Origin of the sequence: Streptosporangium sandarakinum, assembly GCF_050942225.1 — a bacterium.
Taxonomy (GTDB): Bacteria; Actinomycetota; Actinomycetes; order Streptosporangiales; family Streptosporangiaceae; genus Streptosporangium; species Streptosporangium nondiastaticum.
On sequence record NZ_CP192034.1, the window covers coordinates 4,633,339 to 4,650,379 of the forward strand.

Genomic DNA, 17,041 nt, shown 5'->3' on the forward strand with positions numbered 1-17,041 from the left:
CCCGGGACCGAGCAGGGCCCCGGGCGCGCCCTTCGTCAGTTCAGCTGGTCCTCGGTGTAGTAACCGCCGCCGACGATGACGTCCTTGTAGTTGTCCTTGTCGACGATCACCGGGTCGAGGAGGTAGGAGGGGACGACCTTGTCACCGTTGTCGTAGTCCTCGGTGTTGTTCACCTCGGGCTTGGCGCCCTTGAGGACGGCGTCGGCCATCCTGACGGTCGTCTCGGCGAGCTTGCGGGTGTCCTTGAAGATGGTGGAGTACTGCTCGCCGGCGATGATCGACTTCACCGAGGCCAGCTCGGCGTCCTGGCCGGTCACGACCGGGTACGGCTGGCCGCCGGTGCCGTAGCCGTTGCTCTTGAGCGCCGACAGGATGCCGATGGACAGGCCGTCGTAGGGCGACAGCACGCCGTCGACCCTGGTGTCGCCGGTGTAGGTCTTGGTGAGGATGTCCTCCATGCGCCGCTGCGCGGTGGCGGGGTCCCAGCGCAGGATCGCGGCGGTCTTGAAGTCGGTCTGGTGGCTCCTGACCGTCAGCGTGCCGTCGTCCATCTTCGGCTTGAGCACCGACATTGCGCCGTTCCAGAAGAAGGTGGCGTTGTTGTCGTCGGGCGAGCCGCCGAACAGCTCGACGTTGAACGGGCCCTTCTTGCCGTCCTCGACGCCGAGCCCCTTCAGCAGCGAGGTGGCCTGCTGGACGCCGACCTTGAAGTTGTCGAAGGTGGCGTAGTAGTCGACGTTGGGGCTGTTGCGGATCAGGCGGTCGTAGGCGATGACCGGGATCTTGTTGTCGGCGGCCTGCTGCAGCTGGGAGGTCAGCGCGGTGCCGTCGATGGAGGCGACGATCAGCAGCTTGGCGCCCTTGGTGATCTGGTTCTCGATCTGGTTGGCCTGGGTGGGGATGTCGTTCTCGGCGTACTGCAGGTCGACCTTGTAGCCGAGTTTCTCCAGCTGCGACCTGACGTTGTCGCCGTCGTGGATCCAGCGCTCGGAGGACTTGGTGGGCATGGTGACGCCGATCAGCGCGCCGGCGGCCCCGCCCGCGGCGGAGGCCTGGGCGTCCACCGTCTTCTGGCTGGAGCCGCAGGCCGTCATCGTGGCGGCGAGCGCGACGGCGGACAGCGCGCCCGCGATTCGTCCCAACCTCATCGTGCACATCTCCTTGCGGATCGGGGGGTCGTCCGGAGGGTCACGGCGGCGCTCGTTCCGAACGCCACCGAGGCATAAGAAGCGCCAAACAGTCACATAACGTGATGACCGGAATGAAAGGCGTGTTCGCTGAGCCGATTGTTATCGCTAACAAAGATGGTGTCAATGCTTCCGGACAACCTCCCGGAAACCCGCCCGTAATGTCCCCGCCCGCCTCGCCCGCCGGTGGCGGCGGGCGAGGTGGGCGGGGACGGGAACCGAACTTGGGCGAGGACAGCCGAGGACAGCCGAGGACAGTCGAGGTCAGCCGAGAACGGGGAAGTTGCCGCGGATGACGCCGTGCGGGTCGTGGCGATGCTTGATCTCGCGCAGCCGATCCAGCGTGGCGGGGGCGAAGGCGTCGGCCGCGGTCTCGCGGGGGCTCAGGAAGGTGAAGGGCTTGCGCCCGCTGACAGGCAGGGCCTCGGCGAGGGCGCGCTGTCTGGCGGTGGCGGCCTCGGCGGTCGCCGGGTCGGCGGGGATGCCGAACAGGTGGAGCGCGTACGGTTCGCTCAGCGGGCCGTGCGGGCTGTCGGACGGGCGGGCGAACGCGCCGCCCAGGTGGCGGAGCTGCGCGCTCAGCAGCGGGGCGATCGGATCGGCCAGCAGCGCCTTGGCCGCGGTGTCGTCCAGGCCGGTCAGCAGCTCCGCGCGGGACAGGCCCGGCCCGGGGTCGGTGGGTTCGGCGGTGATGGAGCCGATCTCGGCGACCGACATGACGCGCCGGCCGTCGGACAGCGGCCGGGGCAGCCGCTCCAGGGCAGCGAGCAGGTCGCGGGCCTCGTCTTCGCCACCGAGGTGGGTGACGTCGACGGCGACCATGGGGTCGGCGCCGGGGAAGTGCAGCAGGTCCAGCCAGGCGGTCAGCTCCTCGGGCGCGGTGGCGGTGATCTGCCGGTAGGCCTCCAGCACGGCCGGGGCGTGCTCGGCCGTCCAGAGCATCCGCCCGCCGTACAGGTGCGGCGGCGGCCTGCAGGCGGCCCGAGGGCACACCCGCGCCGACGCGGGCACGGCGGGCGGCCGGGTCGATCTCCAGGGTGTCCAGCCGGGTGGTGTGCAGCAGGATCACCCCGTCGGTGCGGCCGGTGGCGCCGTGCCCGTTCGGCTGCGCCGCCACGCCCAGCCCGGCGGCGCGGGCGTGGCGGACCAGCGCGGCGACGTCATCGGCGTCGGCGGCCTCGGCCACGGCCGCCACCGGCTGCTCGATCGCCAGGTTCCACGGACAACGGGCGGCGTCGAAGCCGGGGTCGCCGGGCAGCCAGACCCGGCCGCGGACGACGGAGCGCAGGGCGGTCAGGAAGTCCATGGTCTTTCTTCCTCGCATATCAGGGGGTTCTTGAACGGCTCCACTCTCGATCCGGGACGGGCGGGTGATCAATGCGGTCCCGTGCAAGGGTCGTGAAGCCCGGGTTGACGATGGGGGGATCATGCTGGAGCGGCACGAGGTGGAGGCGTTCCTGACCCTGGCCGAGGAGCTGCACTTCGGCCGGACCGCCGAACGGCTGCGCGTGTCCACCGCCCGGATCAGCCAGACGATCGCCAAACTGGAGCGCCGTACCGGCATTCCGCTGTTCGAGCGCACCAGCCGCCGCGTGGAGCTGACGGCGGCGGGACGGCGGCTGTACGAGGGCGTGCGTCCCGCCTGGGACCAGATCACCGGCGCCTTCGAGCAGGCCGTCGCGAGCGGTCGCGGCCTGACCGGCACGCTGCGGGTCGCCTTCGTCCCCTTCGAGGACGCCCCGCCGCTGCGGTGGGGCCTGCTGTGGCGCGCCGGCAACGCCACCGCCCGTCTCCGCGCCTTCGCCGAGGCCGCCCACGATCTCGCCGGCACCGCCTGAGGACGACCCGCGGGTTCGGCCACGTCGCCACGGGTAACGGAGTGGGACAGGCAGGGCGCGGCGGCGCGTCGCCGGAGACGGGGGAACGCGTGAGGCGAGAGCCGGTGACCTCCGCCGCGAGGGCGGTACTCGCGGCGGTCTTCGGGACGGCGGCGCGGATCCGCCGCGGCCGTCCCCTGCACCCGGTGGGGCTGCTCTTCGACGCCGCGCTCCACCTGCACGGGGCGCCGAGCCTCTGGGGCGCGGCGTTCCTGGACGAGGCGATGGAGCTGCGCGGGATCGCCCGGCTGTCGCGGTCGGCGGGCCTGCCGTACCCGTCGCCGGACGTGCTGGGCCTGGCCGTACGGTGGCCGCACCCGTCACCCGATGGCACCGCCGCCGCGGAGGACCGCGCCGGCGCGGAGGGCACCGGGAGGGCACCACGGCGGCGAGCGACGCGGAGGCCGCCCCGGGCGCCACCGCCGAGCTGCTGCTGGCCACCACCGGGCGCACCGTGCCCGGCCGCCGGCTGCTGCGGCCCGCCGTCCGGTGGGCGCCGGGCCTGTACGGTTCGCTGCTGCCGTACGGCGCGGGCGGCGACAGGGTGCTGCTCGGCGCGGTCGCGCGGCGCTCCTGGGCCTCCCCCGCCCGGCTCGGCGCGCTGGCCCGCGTCGCCGCCGCGCGTCCGCTGGTGTTCGACCTGGTGGTGGCCTCCCCCACCGGGCCGTGGGAGCGCTTCGGCGTGCTGGAGCTGACCGGACCGGCCCACACGGACGCCGACGAGCCGGTCCGCTTCGATCCGCTCAGGCACCCGATCCCGGGGCTGGAGCCGGCCGGGTGGATCCAGCGGGTGCGCGAGGGCGCCTACGCCGCCGCGCAACGGGTGCCCGACGCCGAGGCGGCGGGCCTCAGTGGTCGCAGGGCCCGGAGCGTCTGAGCGAGGAGTCGAGCAGGCCGGTGGCGGCGGGGCCGGGCAGCGGATCGGCCGAGGGTCGCGTCCCGGCCAGCAGCAGGGCGAGGTAGCGGCGGGGGTCGGCGTGGCCGGCGTCGTCGGCGTGCACCGTGGCCAGCACCATCACCACCATCGCCGCGAGGTCGCGCACCATCAGGTCGGAGCGGACCAGATCGCGCCGCTGGGCGTCGGCCAGCACGTCGCCGAGAGGGCCCATGAACCGCTCGGCGATGTCGACGGAGAAGGCGCCGGACTCGTGGGCCGCGGCGAGCAGGGGCCGGTGCGCGGCCAGGGTGTCCACCGCGGCGGCCAGGGCGTCGGCCAGTCCCCGCCGGGGATCGGCGGCGGCGCGGGCGGCCAGCGCGAGCGGTTCGACCTCCTCGGCGAAGTAGGTGTGGAACGCGGCCCGCACCACGCCCTCGCGGTCGCCGAAGCGGCGGTAGACGGTCGCGATCCCGACCCCGGCCCGCCGGGCGATCTCCTCCAGCGGCGCCGCGGAGCCGGTCTCGCACAGCGCCGCGATCGCGGCGCGGACGATCCTGTCGGAGTTGCGGAGCGCGTCGGCCCGGCGTCCCTGCCCTCGCACACGCCGAACGCTAGCAGTATTCACATCGTCGCCGGCAGTGCGGCCGGTGGCCGGGGCGCACGCCCCGGCCACCGCACCGGAAAAAGCGGATCAGTCCTCCACCAGGGACAGCGCGCCGGAGGGGCAGGCACGCACCGCCCGGCGGACGAGGTCGGCGTACTGCGCCGGGGGCTCCGGCTCCAGCAGCACCACCACACCGTCGTCGTCCTGGTCGAAGATCTGATCGGCGGTCATGACGCACATGCCGGCCCCGATGCACACGTCGCGGTCGGCCCGGATGCGGACGGGCTTCTGTTCTTCGCTCACCAGGCCACCTTAAAAGAGCTGAGGCCGTAGACGACGTTGAAGGACCGGAAGGCGGGCTCGGGGCCGGCCTCCCGCAGGCCGGGGAAGCGCTGCAGCAGGGCGGGGAAGGCGACGCGCATCTCCATGCGCGCCAGCGGCGCCCCCAGGCAGTGGTGCACGCCGTGGCCGAAGGCGACGTGCCCCAGGCTGTCGCGGCCGATGTCGAGCCGGTCGGGGTCGGCGGCCAGGGCGGGGTCGCGGTTGGCCGCGGGCAGGGCGCAGATCACTATCTCGCCCGCGGGGATGCGCTGCCCGGCCACCTCGACGTCGGTGGTGGTCACCTTGGTCATGCCGGAGTGCACGATGCTGAGCCAGCGCAGCAGCTCCTCCACCGCGGCGTCGATCCGCTCGGGCTCCTTGCGCAGCAGCTCCAGCTGCTCGGGGTTGCGCAGCAGGGCCAGCGTGCCGAGGGAGAGCATGTTGGAGGTGGTCTCGTGGCCGGCGAGCAGCAGCAGGCTGCCGATGCCGGCGAGCTCGGCGGGCGTCAGGTCCTCGCCGTGCTCGCGCACCAGCATGCCGAGCAGGTCGTCACCGGGGTCGGCCTTGGCCCGGGCGACGAGCTCGCCCATGTAGACCCGCGACTCCAGCGACGCCGCCGCCCGCTCCTGCGGGGGCAGCGACAGGTCCAGCATCCGGCCGCTGCGCCGCTGGAAGTCGGCCCGGTCGTCGTACGGCACGCCCAGCAGCTCGCAGATGACCAGTGACGGGATCGGCAGCGCGAAGTCGGTGACCAGGTCCGCCGGCGGGCCGGTGCGCTCCATGGCGTCCAGGTGCTCGGTGACGATGTCGTGGATGCGCGGCTCCAGCCTGCGCATCCGGCGGACGGTGAACTCCGGCGTCAGCATGCGCCGCAGCCGGGTGTGCTCGGGCGGGTCGAAGGCCAGCAGGTTGCCCGCCCGCAGCTCGGCGATCTCCTCGTCGGTGCGCTGCGGCATGCCGGGTATGCGGAAGACCATCTGATGGGCGTTGCTGAACCGTTCGGCGTCGCCCAGCACCGCGCGCACGTCGGCGAAGCGGGTGATGAGCCAGCCGTCGACGCCGAAGACCGTCCTGACCTTCCGCACGCCCTCCTCGTCGCGGACCGCCGCCAGCTCGGCGGCGGGGTCGAACTCCGCCCGCCGCATGTGCAACGGCAACGTCATGGACTCGCTCATGTGCCATCTCCCCGGGACTCGTCGCGAGTGATCATCCGCCGAAAAAACGATAGCAACCTATCGTTTATCCCTCCAGAGTACGCGCGAAACCGGCCCTTCACCCGGGTTCGCGTGATCGGCTGCGAAATAGCTGTACGCAACATTTAAGAATCCGTACGCCGGGGCCGCCGCCCGCGGGCGGGCCGCCCCCGAACCGTGCTCGAAGGCCCTCACGGAAGCCCTGACCCGCATATCCGTTGTTTCCCGCGCCGTTATCACCGGGACCTCGAGAAATCTCTGAGTTCAGGCGAACCGAAGGATCTCCAGGACGAACCCATGGGCCTTCGGCTTTCACCGGCCGGCTCGGCCGAGCGCCGGCCGGATGACCCGAAGACGAGCCGCCCGGCCTCGTCCGCCTCATCGGTCGACTCGCCGACGACCTCTCCGCCCGTCCGGACACGATCGCCGACGAGATCCCGACCGCTTATACGCCAAGTGTATATACTTGGCGTATAGTCACTCGGCATGAGTCAGCTGAACGACCATCAGCCCCAGGCCAAGCCCCGTGAACCGCGCAAGCCTCGGCGACGAGGACGGCTGGCCGCCGCCGCCGGGCTCGTCGCCGTCATGGCCGCCACCGGCCTCGGCCAGGCCGGGCCCGCCTCCGCCGGCGCCGCCGATCCATACCTGCCCGCGCCCACCGGCTCGCGACCGGTCGGCACCACGTCCCTGTACCTCAAGGACACCTCGCGCCCGGACCCCTGGGTTCCCAGCGTCAAGGCCCGCGAGCTCATGGTCTCGCTGTGGTATCCGGCCAAGGCGCCGGGCCGCCATCGGGCGCGGTACATGACGCCCAAGGAGTCCGAACTGCTGATCAAGGACGGGGGCATCACCAACATCCCGGCCGACACGCTGAGCAAGGTGCGTACCAACGCCTTCACCGATGCCCGCCCCGCAGGAGGCGCGCACAGCCTGCCCCTCATCGTGCTCTCCCCCGGGCACAGCAAGCCCAGGGCCGAGCTCACGGCCCTGGGCGAGGAGCTGGCGAGCCGGGGATACGTGGTGGCCGCCATCGACCACACCTACGAGAACGTCGCCCAGACCTTTCCCGACGGGAGGGTCACGACCTGCGTCACGTGCGAGATGAAGAAAGACCCGACCGTCTGGGAGAAGCTGGAGAAGGGCCGGGCCGCCGACGTCTCCTTCGTGCTCGACGAGCTGACCGGCGCGCACCCGAAGTGGAAGAACGCGCGGCTGATCGACACCTCCAGGATCGCCATGTCCGGTCAGTCCGTCGGCGGCGCGAGCACGCTCGCGGCCATGGCCGCCGACTCCCGGTTGCGTGCCGGCATCGACGTGGACGGCATCGTGGAGGCCGCGCTTCCCGAGGCCGGGTTGTCCCGGCCGTTCCTCCTGCTGGGCAAACCCGCCACGTACACGCCGGGCCGGCTCGGCGGCGTCAACTGGGAGGGTGTCTGGGCGGGGCTGCACGGCTGGAAGCGCTGGCTGCTCGTGACCGGGGCCGCGCACACGTCCTTCACCGACCTCGGTGTGCTGATGGACCAGCTCGGCATCGAGGACGGCGCCACCATCTCCGGTGCCCGTGCCATGGCCATCACCCGCAGGTACATCACGGCCTTCTTCGACCAGCACCTGCGCAAGAAGCCACAGCCCTTGCTGGACAAGCCGTCGGCGAGCCACCCGGAGGTCAAGTTCTGCGCCCCGGAGACGAAGACCTGCTCATAGCGTCATCCCCCGCCTCGTTCAGCGGGTCCGGCGATGCGTCCGGCCGGCTGCGCGGCCGGGCATCCCGACATCCCCGGCGGCGGGGGCGTTCCGCGTCCGCCGGGTCCCGCCCGGCGTCTACCGCGCCACGTTCCGCCCCGCCGCCGGGACGGTGCCGATGACGGCGGTGGCGTCGAAGTCCTCGCAGTAGGCCACCCGGGCGTCCAGCCCGGCGGCGGCGACGGCCTCGGCGGCGAGCGCGGCCTGCCGCTCACCGGTCTCGATGAGCAGGCGTCCGCCCGGGACCAGCCACCGCGGCGCCCCGGCGGCGACCCGCCGCGCGACGCCGAGCCCGTCGGCGCCGCCGTCCAGCGCCACCGCCGGCTCGTGCAGCCGGGCCTCCGGCGGCAGCAACCCGATCGACGCGGTGGGCACGTACGGCGGGCTGGCGATCACGACGTCGACGCGGCCGCGCAGCACCTCCGGCAGCGGCTCGTATAGGTCGCCCTGGTGGACCCGCCCGCCGAGGGAGGCGAGGTTGCGGCGGGCGCAGCGCACCGCGGCGGGCTCGACGTCGACGGCGTGCAGCTCGGCCCGGCCCAGCGCCGCGGCCAGCGCGGCCCCCAGCGCGCCGGAGCCGCAGCACAGGTCCACCACCACCGCCCCGGGCCGGGCCAGGGCGGCGGCCTGGCGGATGAGGAACTCCGAGCGGGGGCGCGGCACGAAGACCCCCGGCTCCACGGCGAGGCGCAGGCCGCAGAACTCCGCCCAGCCCAGGACGTGTTCCAGCGGCAGCCCGGCGACACGCCGCTCCACCATGGCGGCCAGGTCGCCCGGGGTGCGGGCGGTGGAGATGAGCAGGTCCGCCTCGTCCTCGGCGAAGACGCAGCCGGCCGAGCGGAGCCTGCCGACGACGGCGGAATGGGACAGCGAAGCAGCAGAAGAAGAGGGAGAGGGAACCGACACGGTACGGCCTTTCGGGACGCCAATGGGCGCTCCCGCGGTCACCTCGGTTCGGAGGAACCGTACGGCGTGCGAGGGGAGCACCCAGCCTGCAACAGCGGAATGGGTCTCACCTCCTTCAGTCGATCACCGCCGGGGAGGGCCACCGTACCAGACGCCGCCCGGCGGACCGGAGGCTCCCTCGGCAGGGACCGCATGGTCCCCCGGCGCGCGCCGGGGCCGCCATGGCGGAGTCGCGGTGTCGCGGGCCGCCCCGACCCAGGTCGGCGACGGAGTCGCGCGCGGCGTGGTCCGGCGAGGAACGCCGGAGGCGGGCGAAGTCCATGCGGGCGGAACCGGCCGGGCGGGGTGGCGTCACGTCCATGGCGGCGGAGTTGTTAGTGTGTGCGGCGGAGTGCCGGGAAGTCCGGCCGGCGTGCCCCCACTCTGTCCTCCCCCTGGAAGGCCACCCATGGTGTTGCTGCCGGCGTTCGCCGCCTTTGCGCTGCTCGCGGCCCTGGTCTGCGGCCCGGCCGGGCGGGTGGTCCTGCCGCTCTCCCCCGCCGCCGCCGCCGTCGCGGCCCGCCGGTTCGGCGACGAGCCCGACGCGCCCACCCGGTACGGCACGGCCCGCCGGGTCCGCGCCCGGTTCTCCGGGACGAAGAGCCCATGACGCGCTCCGGTCTCGCCCGGGCCGTCCTGGCCGGCTTCCGGCACCCGGCGCAGGTCGTCGCCGCGGCCTTCGCCTTCGCCATCGCGGCCGGCACCGCCCTGCTGTCGGCGCCGTTCGCCACCGCCGACGGCCGGCCAGCCGACCTCCTGGACGCGTTCTTCACCGCGACCTCCGCCGTCTGCGTCACCGGCCTGGCCACCGTCGACACCGCCGACCACTGGTCGCCCATGGGGCAGGTCGTCATCCTGGCGCTCGTCCAGGCCGGCGGGCTGGGCATCATGACCCTGGCCACCCTGCTGGCCGTACTGATCACCGGGCGGCTGGGCCTGCGCGCCCGGATGCTGGCCCAGGCCGAGACCAAGACCATGCAGCTGACCGGGCTGCGCCGGCTGATCGGCCAGGTGGCGGCGTTCAGCCTGACGGCCGAGGTGATCACCGCGGCGGTGCTGGCGGCGCGCTTCTCCGCCGGCTACGGCGAGCCGTACGGCCGCGCGGCGTACCTGGGCGTCTTCCACGCGGTGTCGGCTTTCAACAACGCCGGGTTCGCCCTGTGGCCTGACAGCCTCGTCCGCTTCGCCGCGGACCCGTGGATCTGCCTGCCGATCGCGACGGCCGTCATCGTCGGCGGCCTGGGCTTCCCGGTGGTGTTCGAGCTGGTGCGTTCCTGGCGGCGGCCGCGGACCTGGTCGGTGCTGACCCGCCTGACCGTGACGATCACCGTGCTGCTGCTGGTCTGCGGCACACTGACGATCACCGCCGCCGAGTGGTCCAACCCCGCCACCCTCGGCGCCCTGGACCGCGACGACCGCCTGCTGGCCGGCTTCTTCACCGGGGCGATGCCGCGCAGCGCCGGTTTCAACAGCCTCGACATCGCCCAGCTGCACCCCTCCAGCCTGCTGATCACCGACGCGCTGATGTTCATCGGCGGCGGCAGCGCCGGCACCGCCGGCGGCATCAAGGTGACCACCCTCGGGGTGCTGGCCTTCGTCGTGTGGACCGAGCTGCGCGGCGAGAGCCGGGTCAACGTCGGCCGCCGCCGGCTGGGCGAGGGCGTGCAGCGCCAGGCTCTGGCGGTGGCGCTGCTGGGGCTGACGCTGGTGGCGGCGGCGACGTACCTCCTGATGCTGTTCACCCCCCACCGCCTGGAGCTCGTGCTGTTCGAGGCGATCTCGGCGTTCGCCACGGCCGGCCTGTCGGCCGGCGTCACCGCCGAGCTGGCCCCGCACGGCCAGGTGCTGATCGCGCTGCTGATGTTCATCGGCAGGGTGGGGCCGCTGACGCTGTTCTCCGCGCTCGCGTTGCGCGAGCGCACCCGCCACTATGAGCTGCCCGAGGAGAGGACCATCGTTGGCTGACAGCAGGAACGACGCCGTGGTGGTGATCGGCCTGGGCCGCTTCGGCGGCTCGCTGGCCCTGGAACTGGCCAGGAGGGGCACCGAGGTGCTGGCCATCGACAGCCGCGCCAAGATCGTGCAGTCCATGGCCGGCCGCCTCACCCACGTGGTGGCGGCCGACTCCACCGATCTGGAGGCGCTGCGCCAGCTCGGCGTCGCCGACTTCCACCGGGCGGTGGTGGCCATCGGCACCCACCTGGAGTCCAGCATCCTGACCACCTCCCTGCTGGCCGAGCTGGAGGTCGACGACATCTGGGCCAAGGCCATCAGCCGCGAGCACGGGCGCATCCTGCAGCGCGTCGGCGCCCACCACGTGATCCTGCCCGAGCACGACATGGGTGAGCGGGTGGCCCACCTGCTCAACGGGCGGATGCTCGACTTCATGCAGGTGGACGACGACTTCGCGCTGGCCAAGACCCGCCCGCCGCGCCAGTACGTCGGCGTCCCGCTGGGGCAGACCAACCTGCGCCGCAAGCACGGGGTGACGGTGGTGTGCGTCAAGAGCCCGGGTGAGGAGTTCACCTACGCCGGCGCCGACACGGTGCTGACCTACGGTGACGTCATCGTCATCGCGGGCCGGACCGGTCAGGTGGAGCGGTTCGCCGACCTGCCCTGACCCGCCCGACCCGCCCTGGCCTGGCCTGCCCTGACCCGACCTACCCCTGCTCGTCCTCGCCCGGAGCCGTCGCCGGGGGAGCCCCGGGAGTCTCGGGAGCCGTTCCCTCCGGAGCCCCGGGAGCCGTTCCCGGCCGGCGGGCCGTACGGTGTCCGCCGGTGCGGGCCGGGGCGCGGTAGCATCCGCCGTGGCCGCGTCCGGCTCGCCCGCCGGGGTGGGCGGGCCGTGGGATTTCATTGGGTTTCGGATGGATTCGCGAGGCGGGACGGCTGCATGGCTCGGGAGCATCGAGACGACGACGGCGCGGACGCGACCGGCGGTGACCCGGCCGGCGGAGCGGGCGGGCCGGTCCTGGACGGTGTCGCCCTGCCGGCGATCCCCGCACCGGGCGGGCTCGCCCCGCGGGGGCATCCTCCGCAGGGGCTCACCCCCGCGGGGTCCGCAGAGTCCGCGCCGTTCGCATCGTTCGCACCGGCGGGCTTCCGGAACCCCGCCGACGACGTGCTGACCGAGGAGGCGGCGCGGCTCGTCGCGGCCGCCCCGGCGGCCAACACCAGACGCGCCTACGACCGTGCCTGGAAGACCTACCTCACCTGGTGCGCCGGCAGTGGCCGTACCCCACTGCCGGCCAGCGCCGCCACCCTGGCCAGCTTCGTGGCGCACCTGGCCGGGCGCGGCCTGGCCCCGGCCAGCGTGGAGCAGGCGCTGGCGTGCGTGCTGTCGGCGCACGGCCGGGCCGGCCTGGCCAGGCCGCACACCACCGCCGCCCGCGACGTGCTGCGCGCCCACCGCCGCGCCTGGGCGGGGGCGGGCAACACGGTCCGCCAGGCCCCGCCGATCACCGTGGAGATCCTGCGCGACCTCGTCCATCACACGCCCGCCGACACGGCGGTGGGGCTGCGGGACCGGGCGGCGCTGGTGCTGGGCTTCGCGCTGATGGGCCGCCGCTCGGAGCTGTCGGCGCTGGACCAGGAGCACCTGACGTTCGGCCCACGCGGCGTGGAGGTGTTCATCCCCATGTCCAAGACCGACCAGGACGCCGCCGGCGCGACCGTCTCGGTCCCCTACGGCTCACACCCGCAGACCTGCCCGGTGCGCGCCGTCCAGGCCTGGCTGGGCGAGCTGCACGCGCGTGGCCTCACCGGCGGGCCGCTGCTGCGGCCCGTCGACCGGTTCGGCCGGATCGCCGGCACCCCGGGCTGGGCCGGGCGAGGCGGGCCGCGGCTGTCGGGCACCACGCTCAACCAGATCGTCAAGGACGCCGCCCGCCGCGCCGGCCTGGCCGACGCCGAACGCTACAGCGCCCACAGCCTGCGCGCCGGTGGGGCGACCACGCTGGCCGAGGCGGGCGTGCCGGCCGCGCGCATCGCTCTGCAGGGCCGCTGGCGGCCGACCTCGCCGACCGTGCACGGCTACATCCGCGCCGTCGACCGCTGGCGGGACAACCCGATGGGCCGCGCCGGATTGTGACGCGCGGCCGGCGCGGGCCTCGGCCGGCGCGGCGGGCGGCTCTGTCACGGCCCTGCCCTTCACGGCCCTTCCCGCTTTCCGGAGCCGCCCGGGAACGGGAAGGGCGGTGGTCGCGGGCCGGACGAAGGACCCGTCCTTTAGGGACCTCCGGCCTTTGTGCGGGTCAGGCGGGGCGGCGTGCAATTGGGATGAGAGGAATCCCGATCAGCCAGGGAGGGCCAGATGAGCATGCTGATGCGCCAGGAGCGGGGTCTTTTCCCCGAGCTGCTCGATTTGCTGGACGCCCCGCTCGCCGCCACGCGCACCCAGGGCCAGGGCATACGTTTCGAGGACTACATGCACGGCGACCGTTACGTGCTGCGGGCCGAGCTCCCGGGCATCGAGCCGGAGGACATCGAGATAGACGTGAACAACGGGGTGCTGACGGTCCACGCCGAGCGCCGGATCGAGGAGAAGGAACGGCATCGGACGGAGTTCCGCTACGGCTCCTTCACCCGGTCCATCGTCCTGCCGCCCACGGCTGACGAGAAGGACGTCGAGGCGGTCTACGACAAGGGCGTCCTTGAGATCAGCCTGAAGCTCGCCGCGCCGGAGGAGAAGAGCAGGCGCATCCCGGTCCACGCCAAGAAGGCGGTCCAGGCCAAGGCCCAGACCGGCAAGCAGACCGGCAAGCGGTAACGGCCGGAAAAGGCGGCCGTCCGGGGCCGGGACCTCCCGCGCGGCCACCCGCCCCGCGGGCGCGTCCGGCGCGAGTGGCCGCTTCGGGATGAGATATCCGTCTCTGGTGGGGTATGCCGCCTGCGGCAGGGAGAACGGCGAGAGCAGGGCCGGCCGGGCGCCGGTGACGGGCGCCCGGCCGGCCGGTGCCGTCCGCTGCCGGCCGTAAAAGGACCCCAGTTGGGAGGACGTAGATGAGTGAACGCCCAGCCGCCCCCGGTGACCTGGGCCGACGGGTGGCGCAGCGCCGCGGGGAGCTCGGCCTGGACCGTCGGCAGCTGGCCGACCGTGCGGGGATCGACCCGGGATACCTCGACTACCTGGAGGCGAGCGCGGCGTCGGCGTCCACCGAGACGGTTCACAAGCTGGCCGCGGCGCTGGAGACCAGCAGCGAGGAACTGCTCGGCGGGACGATGGACCTGCCGCCCGGCCGCGGCCGTCCCGGCCCCCATCCGGTGCTGGAGAAGCTGGAGCCGGCCGAGTGCCTGCGGCTGATCGCGCCGGGCGGTGTGGGGCGGGTGGCCTTCAGCGGGCCCGAGGGCCCGACGATCCTGCCGGTGAACTACGTGCTCCACGACGGCGCGGTGATCTTCCGGACCGCCTCCGGCGGCCCGCTGGACGACACCCTGCGCACCGGCGTGCGGGGCATGGAGTTCAAGGTGGCCTTCGAGATCGATCGGCTCGACGAGGCCGGCCGGGAGGGCTGGAGCGTGCTGGTGCGCGGCGGCGCCCACCACGTCTCCGACGAGGAGCGGGCCGCGGTCGCCGAGGTGGACGTCCGGCCGTGGGCGGGTGGCGAGCGCGAGCTGTTCATCAGGATCGCCCCCACCGAGATCAGCGGGCGGCGCATCCGGCACGCCTCCTGACAGCCGCGCCGCGCGCGGGCGGGCCGTGTTCCGGGGATGCCGGGGCGCGGCCCGCCGTCTTCTCCCCTTCGCGGAGCTCTCCTCCTTCTCCCCCTTCTCCCCCGCGTCTTCCTCACGCGCCCGCCAGGGATCACCAAATTCTTATACCGGTATTAGTATAACGATACGGCTGGGATTAGTATCGCAGGCATGGTGAGAACCCCATTGACCCCGTGGGAGCGGCAGCGCGGGGAGCGGTTCGGCGCGATACTGCGCCGCGCCCGCGGTGACCGTAGCATGGTGGAGGTCGCCGCGGCCGCCGGGGTGTCGGCGGAGACCCTGCGCAAGATCGAGACCGGCCGGGCGCCGACCCCCGCCTTCTTCACCGTCGCGGCGCTGGCCGCGGCCCTGGGGATGTCCCTGGACGAGCTGGCCGCCGCCTGCGCCTCCGGCGCCGACGACGAGGGGCGGGCCCTGTCGGCCTGACCCGCCACGCCCTCGTGGTTCCGGGACGCGGCGGTTCCGAAGGGGCCGGCCCCCCTCATCCTCTACACGAACCGGCCGCGCCGGAATCGACAGGACCGGCTGCCGGAATCGGGATCAGGCTCCGCGCCGGTGGAGGCGGTCCAGTACGGCCAGCTCCTCCTGCGACAGGCGCAGCGCGCCGGCGGCCACGTTCTCGGCGAGATGACCGGGATCACCGGTGCCGGGAATGGCCAGCACATGTGGCCCGCGGTGCAGCGTCCAGGCCAGCCGGACCTGCGCCGGGCTCACCCCCCGCGCCCGCGCCACGGCCAGCAGCTCGGCGTCGTCGCCGCCGCGCGCACCCGCTTCGCGGCCGGTGCCGGCGATCGAGTAGAACGGCACGAACGCCACCTTCTGCTCGCCGCAGAGGCGCAGGAACTCGTCCTGCCAGGACGCGGCGCCGATGCCGTACAGGTTCTGCACGCACACCACCGGCGCGATGGCCTGGGCCTCGGCCAGGTGCTCGGGCCGGACGTTGGACAGGCCCAGATGGCGGATGAGCCCGGCGTCGCGCAGCTCGGCCAGCGCGCCGAACCGCTCGGCGATCGAGTCGGTTCCCACGATGCGCAGGTTCACCACGTCCAGGTGGTCACGGCCCAGCTGGCGCAGGTTCTCCTCCACCTGGCCGCGCAGCAGCCCGGGCCCGGCGTGCGGCAGCCACTCCCCCGACGGGTCGCGGCCCGGCCCGACCTTGGTGGCGATGACCAGGTCGTCCGGGTACGGGGCCAGCGCCCGGTTGATCAGCTCGTTGGCCGAGCGCAGCGAGGAGAAGTAGAACGCGGCGGTGTCGATGTGGTTCACGCCCAGCTCGACCGCCCGGCGCAGCACCGCGATCGCCTCCCCGTGGTCGCGCGGCGGGGAGCCGGGGGCGAACGCCGCGCCGCGCTGGGGCAGGCGCATCGCACCGAACCCGATTCGGTTGACCGTCAGGTCGCCGAGCGTCCAGGTGCCCGACACCGCGGCGGTGATCGTCTGTGAGGTCGAAGTCATACCCGGATGTTCCGCGATCGGTAGGCTGGCCGCGATCGATTCACACATGCTGGAATCCTGGGGGTGACCACCCTGGCTGAGCTGGCGTTCTCGGCCGATGATCTGGCGCAGATGCGCTTCGCCGTCTCGCCGATGTGGGAGGTGGGGACCAGCTTCAAACTGCTGGGCTCACACCTGGATCACCCGGTGCACCGCCGCTGGCTGCGCCAGGTGAGGCCGCGCGTCACGGCGGCCAGGCTGGAGCGGGGCTGGCTCGCCGAACTGATCGGGCCCGGCGGTTACGTCCCCGACTTCCTCAACCCGGCGCCGACCGGACCGGCCCCCGACCTGGCCGGGGAGCTGGCCGCGATCCTGGCCACCCCCACAGGGCGGGTGCGCCACGACCTCGATCGCCTCGCGCACCGCCGGGGGGCCCTGGGCCCCCGGCTGCGGGCCCTGTACGCCGACCCGCGAGCCCACCTGCCCGCGCTCGCCGAGGAGGTCGAGACCTACTGGGAGGTGGCGCTGGCCCCCTACTGGGCGCGGATCCGAGCGGTGCTCGACGCCGATGTCTTCCATCGGGCCCGGCAGTTCGCCGAGCACGGCGCGGGCCGCCTCCTCAACGAGCTGCACCTCTCGATGAGCTGGGACGACAGCACGCTGCGGCTGACGCGCAGGCGGGCCCTGCCCCGCGAGGCGGCCGGAGCCGGGCTGCTGCTGGTCCCCTCGGCGTTCACCGGGCCGGGCCCGCTCACCCGGGTGACGCCGCCGGAGCCGCCACAGCTGGCCTATCCGGCGCGAGGCGTCGGAACGCTGTGGCGGCCCCGCCCCGCCGCCAGGTCCGGCGCCGTCGCCGCCGTGCTCGGCCGCTCACGGACCCTGTTGCTGACCGAGCTGGAGGCGCCGGCCTCCACCACCGAGCTGGCCCGCCGTACCGGGCTGTCGCCCTCGGGGGTGTCGCAGTACCTGACCGCGTTGCGCGACGCGGGCCTGGTCAGCGCGCACCGGGCCGGTCGCTCGGTGCTCTACGCCCGCACCGCCGTCGCCGAGTCCCTCCTCGGTGACGGTCCCTGACCCGCCGCGGGGCCGCCCGGAGAACGCCGGAGCCCCGGGGTCATCGGTGCTCACCGATGACCCCGGGGCTC

At 73.5% G+C, this 17,041-nt stretch carries 19 protein-coding genes and 1 pseudogene; 12 read left to right on the plus strand and 8 right to left on the minus strand.

Features of this window, described 5'->3' with window-relative positions; genetic code table 11:
- Positions 1-35: 35 nt before the first annotated feature.
- The 3 genes and pseudogenes from chvE to ACQP10_RS21835 form a co-directional block, all read right to left on the minus strand.
- Positions 36-1,148, minus strand: a complete 1,113-nt coding sequence (chvE, locus tag ACQP10_RS21825; RefSeq protein ID WP_179828648.1) for a multiple monosaccharide ABC transporter substrate-binding protein — start codon at positions 1,146-1,148, stop codon at positions 36-38.
- A gap of 303 nt (positions 1,149-1,451) precedes the next feature.
- The gene (locus tag ACQP10_RS21830) at positions 1,452-2,129 is read right to left on the minus strand and encodes a hypothetical protein (RefSeq protein ID WP_433539609.1); all 678 of its coding nucleotides are present in this window, start codon (positions 2,127-2,129) and stop codon (positions 1,452-1,454) included.
- Between the two features lie 7 nt (positions 2,130-2,136).
- Positions 2,137-2,337, minus strand: a pseudogene (locus ACQP10_RS21835) (FAD-binding protein); the annotation flags it as partial.
- Between ACQP10_RS21835 and ACQP10_RS21840 the strand changes: the two are divergent.
- The 3 genes from ACQP10_RS21840 to ACQP10_RS21850 all read left to right on the plus strand — a co-directional run bounded on the left by ACQP10_RS21840 (position 2,242) and on the right by ACQP10_RS21850 (position 3,941).
- Positions 2,242-2,589 (plus strand): hypothetical protein, encoded by a 348-nt coding sequence (locus ACQP10_RS21840; protein WP_433539610.1) that lies wholly within the window; start codon positions 2,242-2,244, stop codon positions 2,587-2,589. The pseudogene ACQP10_RS21835 and the gene ACQP10_RS21840 overlap by 96 nt on opposite strands.
- A gap of 25 nt (positions 2,590-2,614) precedes the next feature.
- Positions 2,615-3,025 carry a LysR family transcriptional regulator gene (locus ACQP10_RS21845; RefSeq protein ID WP_433539611.1) on the plus strand — a complete coding sequence of 137 codons (411 nt, stop codon included), beginning with the start codon at positions 2,615-2,617 and terminating at the stop codon, positions 3,023-3,025.
- A 346-nt stretch (positions 3,026-3,371) separates the two neighbouring features.
- A complete protein-coding gene (locus tag ACQP10_RS21850) occupies positions 3,372-3,941 on the plus strand; it encodes a hypothetical protein (protein WP_433539612.1) in 570 nt (189 codons plus the stop codon).
- Here ACQP10_RS21850 and ACQP10_RS21855 read toward each other — a convergent pair.
- From ACQP10_RS21855 to ACQP10_RS21865, 3 genes are all read right to left on the minus strand, one after another.
- Complete coding sequence (locus tag ACQP10_RS21855; RefSeq protein ID WP_179828638.1) at positions 3,913-4,542, minus strand: TetR/AcrR family transcriptional regulator; 630 nt, start codon at positions 4,540-4,542, stop codon at positions 3,913-3,915. The genes ACQP10_RS21850 and ACQP10_RS21855 overlap by 29 nt on opposite strands.
- A gap of 90 nt (positions 4,543-4,632) precedes the next feature.
- Entirely contained in the window at positions 4,633-4,848 is a 216-nt protein-coding gene (locus tag ACQP10_RS21860; protein WP_179828637.1) for a ferredoxin, read from the minus strand.
- Positions 4,845-6,041 carry a cytochrome P450 gene (locus ACQP10_RS21865; RefSeq protein ID WP_179828635.1) on the minus strand — a complete coding sequence of 399 codons (1,197 nt, stop codon included), beginning with the start codon at positions 6,039-6,041 and terminating at the stop codon, positions 4,845-4,847. Before ACQP10_RS21865 ends, ACQP10_RS21860 begins: the two co-directional genes overlap by 4 nt.
- Before the next feature lie 504 nt (positions 6,042-6,545).
- On the opposite strand from ACQP10_RS21865, the gene ACQP10_RS21870 reads away from it, so the two are divergent.
- Positions 6,546-7,766 carry an alpha/beta hydrolase family protein gene (locus tag ACQP10_RS21870; protein ID WP_179828633.1) on the plus strand — a complete coding sequence of 407 codons (1,221 nt, stop codon included), beginning with the start codon at positions 6,546-6,548 and terminating at the stop codon, positions 7,764-7,766.
- 117 nt (positions 7,767-7,883) lie between these two features.
- Here ACQP10_RS21870 and ACQP10_RS21875 read toward each other — a convergent pair whose 3' ends face one another.
- On the minus strand, positions 7,884-8,711 hold the full coding sequence (locus ACQP10_RS21875) for a putative protein N(5)-glutamine methyltransferase (protein ID WP_433539613.1): 828 nt from the start codon (positions 8,709-8,711) through the stop codon (positions 7,884-7,886).
- Positions 8,712-9,159: 448 nt separating this feature from the next.
- On the opposite strand from ACQP10_RS21875, the gene ACQP10_RS21880 reads away from it, so the two are divergent.
- From ACQP10_RS21880 to ACQP10_RS21910, 7 genes are all read left to right on the plus strand, one after another.
- A complete protein-coding gene (locus ACQP10_RS21880) occupies positions 9,160-9,360 on the plus strand; it encodes a hypothetical protein (RefSeq protein ID WP_433539614.1) in 201 nt (66 codons plus the stop codon).
- Positions 9,357-10,715: a TrkH family potassium uptake protein gene (locus ACQP10_RS21885; RefSeq protein WP_179828628.1), complete on the plus strand. Its 1,359-nt coding sequence runs from the start codon at positions 9,357-9,359 to the stop codon at positions 10,713-10,715. The genes ACQP10_RS21880 and ACQP10_RS21885 overlap by 4 nt, the downstream gene beginning before the upstream one ends.
- Positions 10,681-11,370: a potassium channel family protein gene (locus ACQP10_RS21890; RefSeq protein ID WP_179828626.1), complete on the plus strand. Its 690-nt coding sequence runs from the start codon at positions 10,681-10,683 to the stop codon at positions 11,368-11,370. Before ACQP10_RS21885 ends, ACQP10_RS21890 begins: the two co-directional genes overlap by 35 nt.
- A 273-nt stretch (positions 11,371-11,643) precedes the next feature.
- Positions 11,644-12,840 carry a site-specific integrase gene (locus tag ACQP10_RS21895; RefSeq protein WP_433539615.1) on the plus strand — a complete coding sequence of 399 codons (1,197 nt, stop codon included), beginning with the start codon at positions 11,644-11,646 and terminating at the stop codon, positions 12,838-12,840.
- 222 nt (positions 12,841-13,062) lie between these two features.
- On the plus strand, positions 13,063-13,518 hold the full coding sequence (locus ACQP10_RS21900; RefSeq protein WP_389998734.1) for an Hsp20/alpha crystallin family protein: 456 nt from the start codon (positions 13,063-13,065) through the stop codon (positions 13,516-13,518).
- A 233-nt stretch (positions 13,519-13,751) separates the two neighbouring features.
- Positions 13,752-14,423: a helix-turn-helix domain-containing protein gene (locus tag ACQP10_RS21905; protein WP_346022231.1), complete on the plus strand. Its 672-nt coding sequence runs from the start codon at positions 13,752-13,754 to the stop codon at positions 14,421-14,423.
- 189 nt (positions 14,424-14,612) lie between these two features.
- On the plus strand, positions 14,613-14,888 hold the full coding sequence (locus ACQP10_RS21910; RefSeq protein WP_179828618.1) for a helix-turn-helix domain-containing protein: 276 nt from the start codon (positions 14,613-14,615) through the stop codon (positions 14,886-14,888).
- A 114-nt stretch (positions 14,889-15,002) separates the two neighbouring features.
- On the opposite strand, the gene ACQP10_RS21915 is transcribed toward ACQP10_RS21910, so the two are convergent.
- The gene (locus tag ACQP10_RS21915) at positions 15,003-15,917 is read right to left on the minus strand and encodes an aldo/keto reductase (RefSeq protein WP_346022232.1); all 915 of its coding nucleotides are present in this window, start codon (positions 15,915-15,917) and stop codon (positions 15,003-15,005) included.
- A 63-nt stretch (positions 15,918-15,980) separates the two neighbouring features.
- Between ACQP10_RS21915 and ACQP10_RS21920 the strand changes: the two genes are divergently transcribed.
- A complete protein-coding gene (locus tag ACQP10_RS21920; RefSeq protein WP_346022233.1) occupies positions 15,981-16,970 on the plus strand; it encodes an ArsR/SmtB family transcription factor in 990 nt (329 codons plus the stop codon).
- Positions 16,971-17,041: the final 71 nt, after the last annotated feature.

What these genes read in the sequence shown, in the direction of transcription:
- ACQP10_RS21885 (WP_179828628.1), top strand. Translation starts at nt 9,357, where the DNA reads ATGACGCGCTCCGGTCTCGCCCGGGCCGTCCTGGCCGGCTTCCGGCAC.
- chvE (WP_179828648.1), bottom strand. Translation starts at nt 1,148, where the DNA reads ATGAGGTTGGGACGAATCGCGGGCGCGCTGTCCGCCGTCGCGCTCGCC.
- ACQP10_RS21915 (WP_346022232.1), bottom strand. Translation starts at nt 15,917, where the DNA reads ATGACTTCGACCTCACAGACGATCACCGCCGCGGTGTCGGGCACCTGG.
- ACQP10_RS21900 (WP_389998734.1), top strand. Translation starts at nt 13,063, where the DNA reads ATGAGCATGCTGATGCGCCAGGAGCGGGGTCTTTTCCCCGAGCTGCTC.
- ACQP10_RS21910 (WP_179828618.1), top strand. Translation starts at nt 14,613, where the DNA reads ATGGTGAGAACCCCATTGACCCCGTGGGAGCGGCAGCGCGGGGAGCGG.
- ACQP10_RS21865 (WP_179828635.1), bottom strand. Translation starts at nt 6,041, where the DNA reads ATGAGCGAGTCCATGACGTTGCCGTTGCACATGCGGCGGGCGGAGTTC.
- ACQP10_RS21890 (WP_179828626.1), top strand. Translation starts at nt 10,681, where the DNA reads ATGAGCTGCCCGAGGAGAGGACCATCGTTGGCTGACAGCAGGAACGAC.
- ACQP10_RS21895 (WP_433539615.1), top strand. Translation starts at nt 11,644, where the DNA reads ATGGCTCGGGAGCATCGAGACGACGACGGCGCGGACGCGACCGGCGGT.
- ACQP10_RS21845 (WP_433539611.1), top strand. Translation starts at nt 2,615, where the DNA reads ATGCTGGAGCGGCACGAGGTGGAGGCGTTCCTGACCCTGGCCGAGGAG.
- ACQP10_RS21830 (WP_433539609.1), bottom strand. Translation starts at nt 2,129, where the DNA reads ATGCTCTGGACGGCCGAGCACGCCCCGGCCGTGCTGGAGGCCTACCGG.
- ACQP10_RS21905 (WP_346022231.1), top strand. Translation starts at nt 13,752, where the DNA reads ATGAGTGAACGCCCAGCCGCCCCCGGTGACCTGGGCCGACGGGTGGCG.
- ACQP10_RS21880 (WP_433539614.1), top strand. Translation starts at nt 9,160, where the DNA reads ATGGTGTTGCTGCCGGCGTTCGCCGCCTTTGCGCTGCTCGCGGCCCTG.
- ACQP10_RS21870 (WP_179828633.1), top strand. Translation starts at nt 6,546, where the DNA reads ATGAGTCAGCTGAACGACCATCAGCCCCAGGCCAAGCCCCGTGAACCG.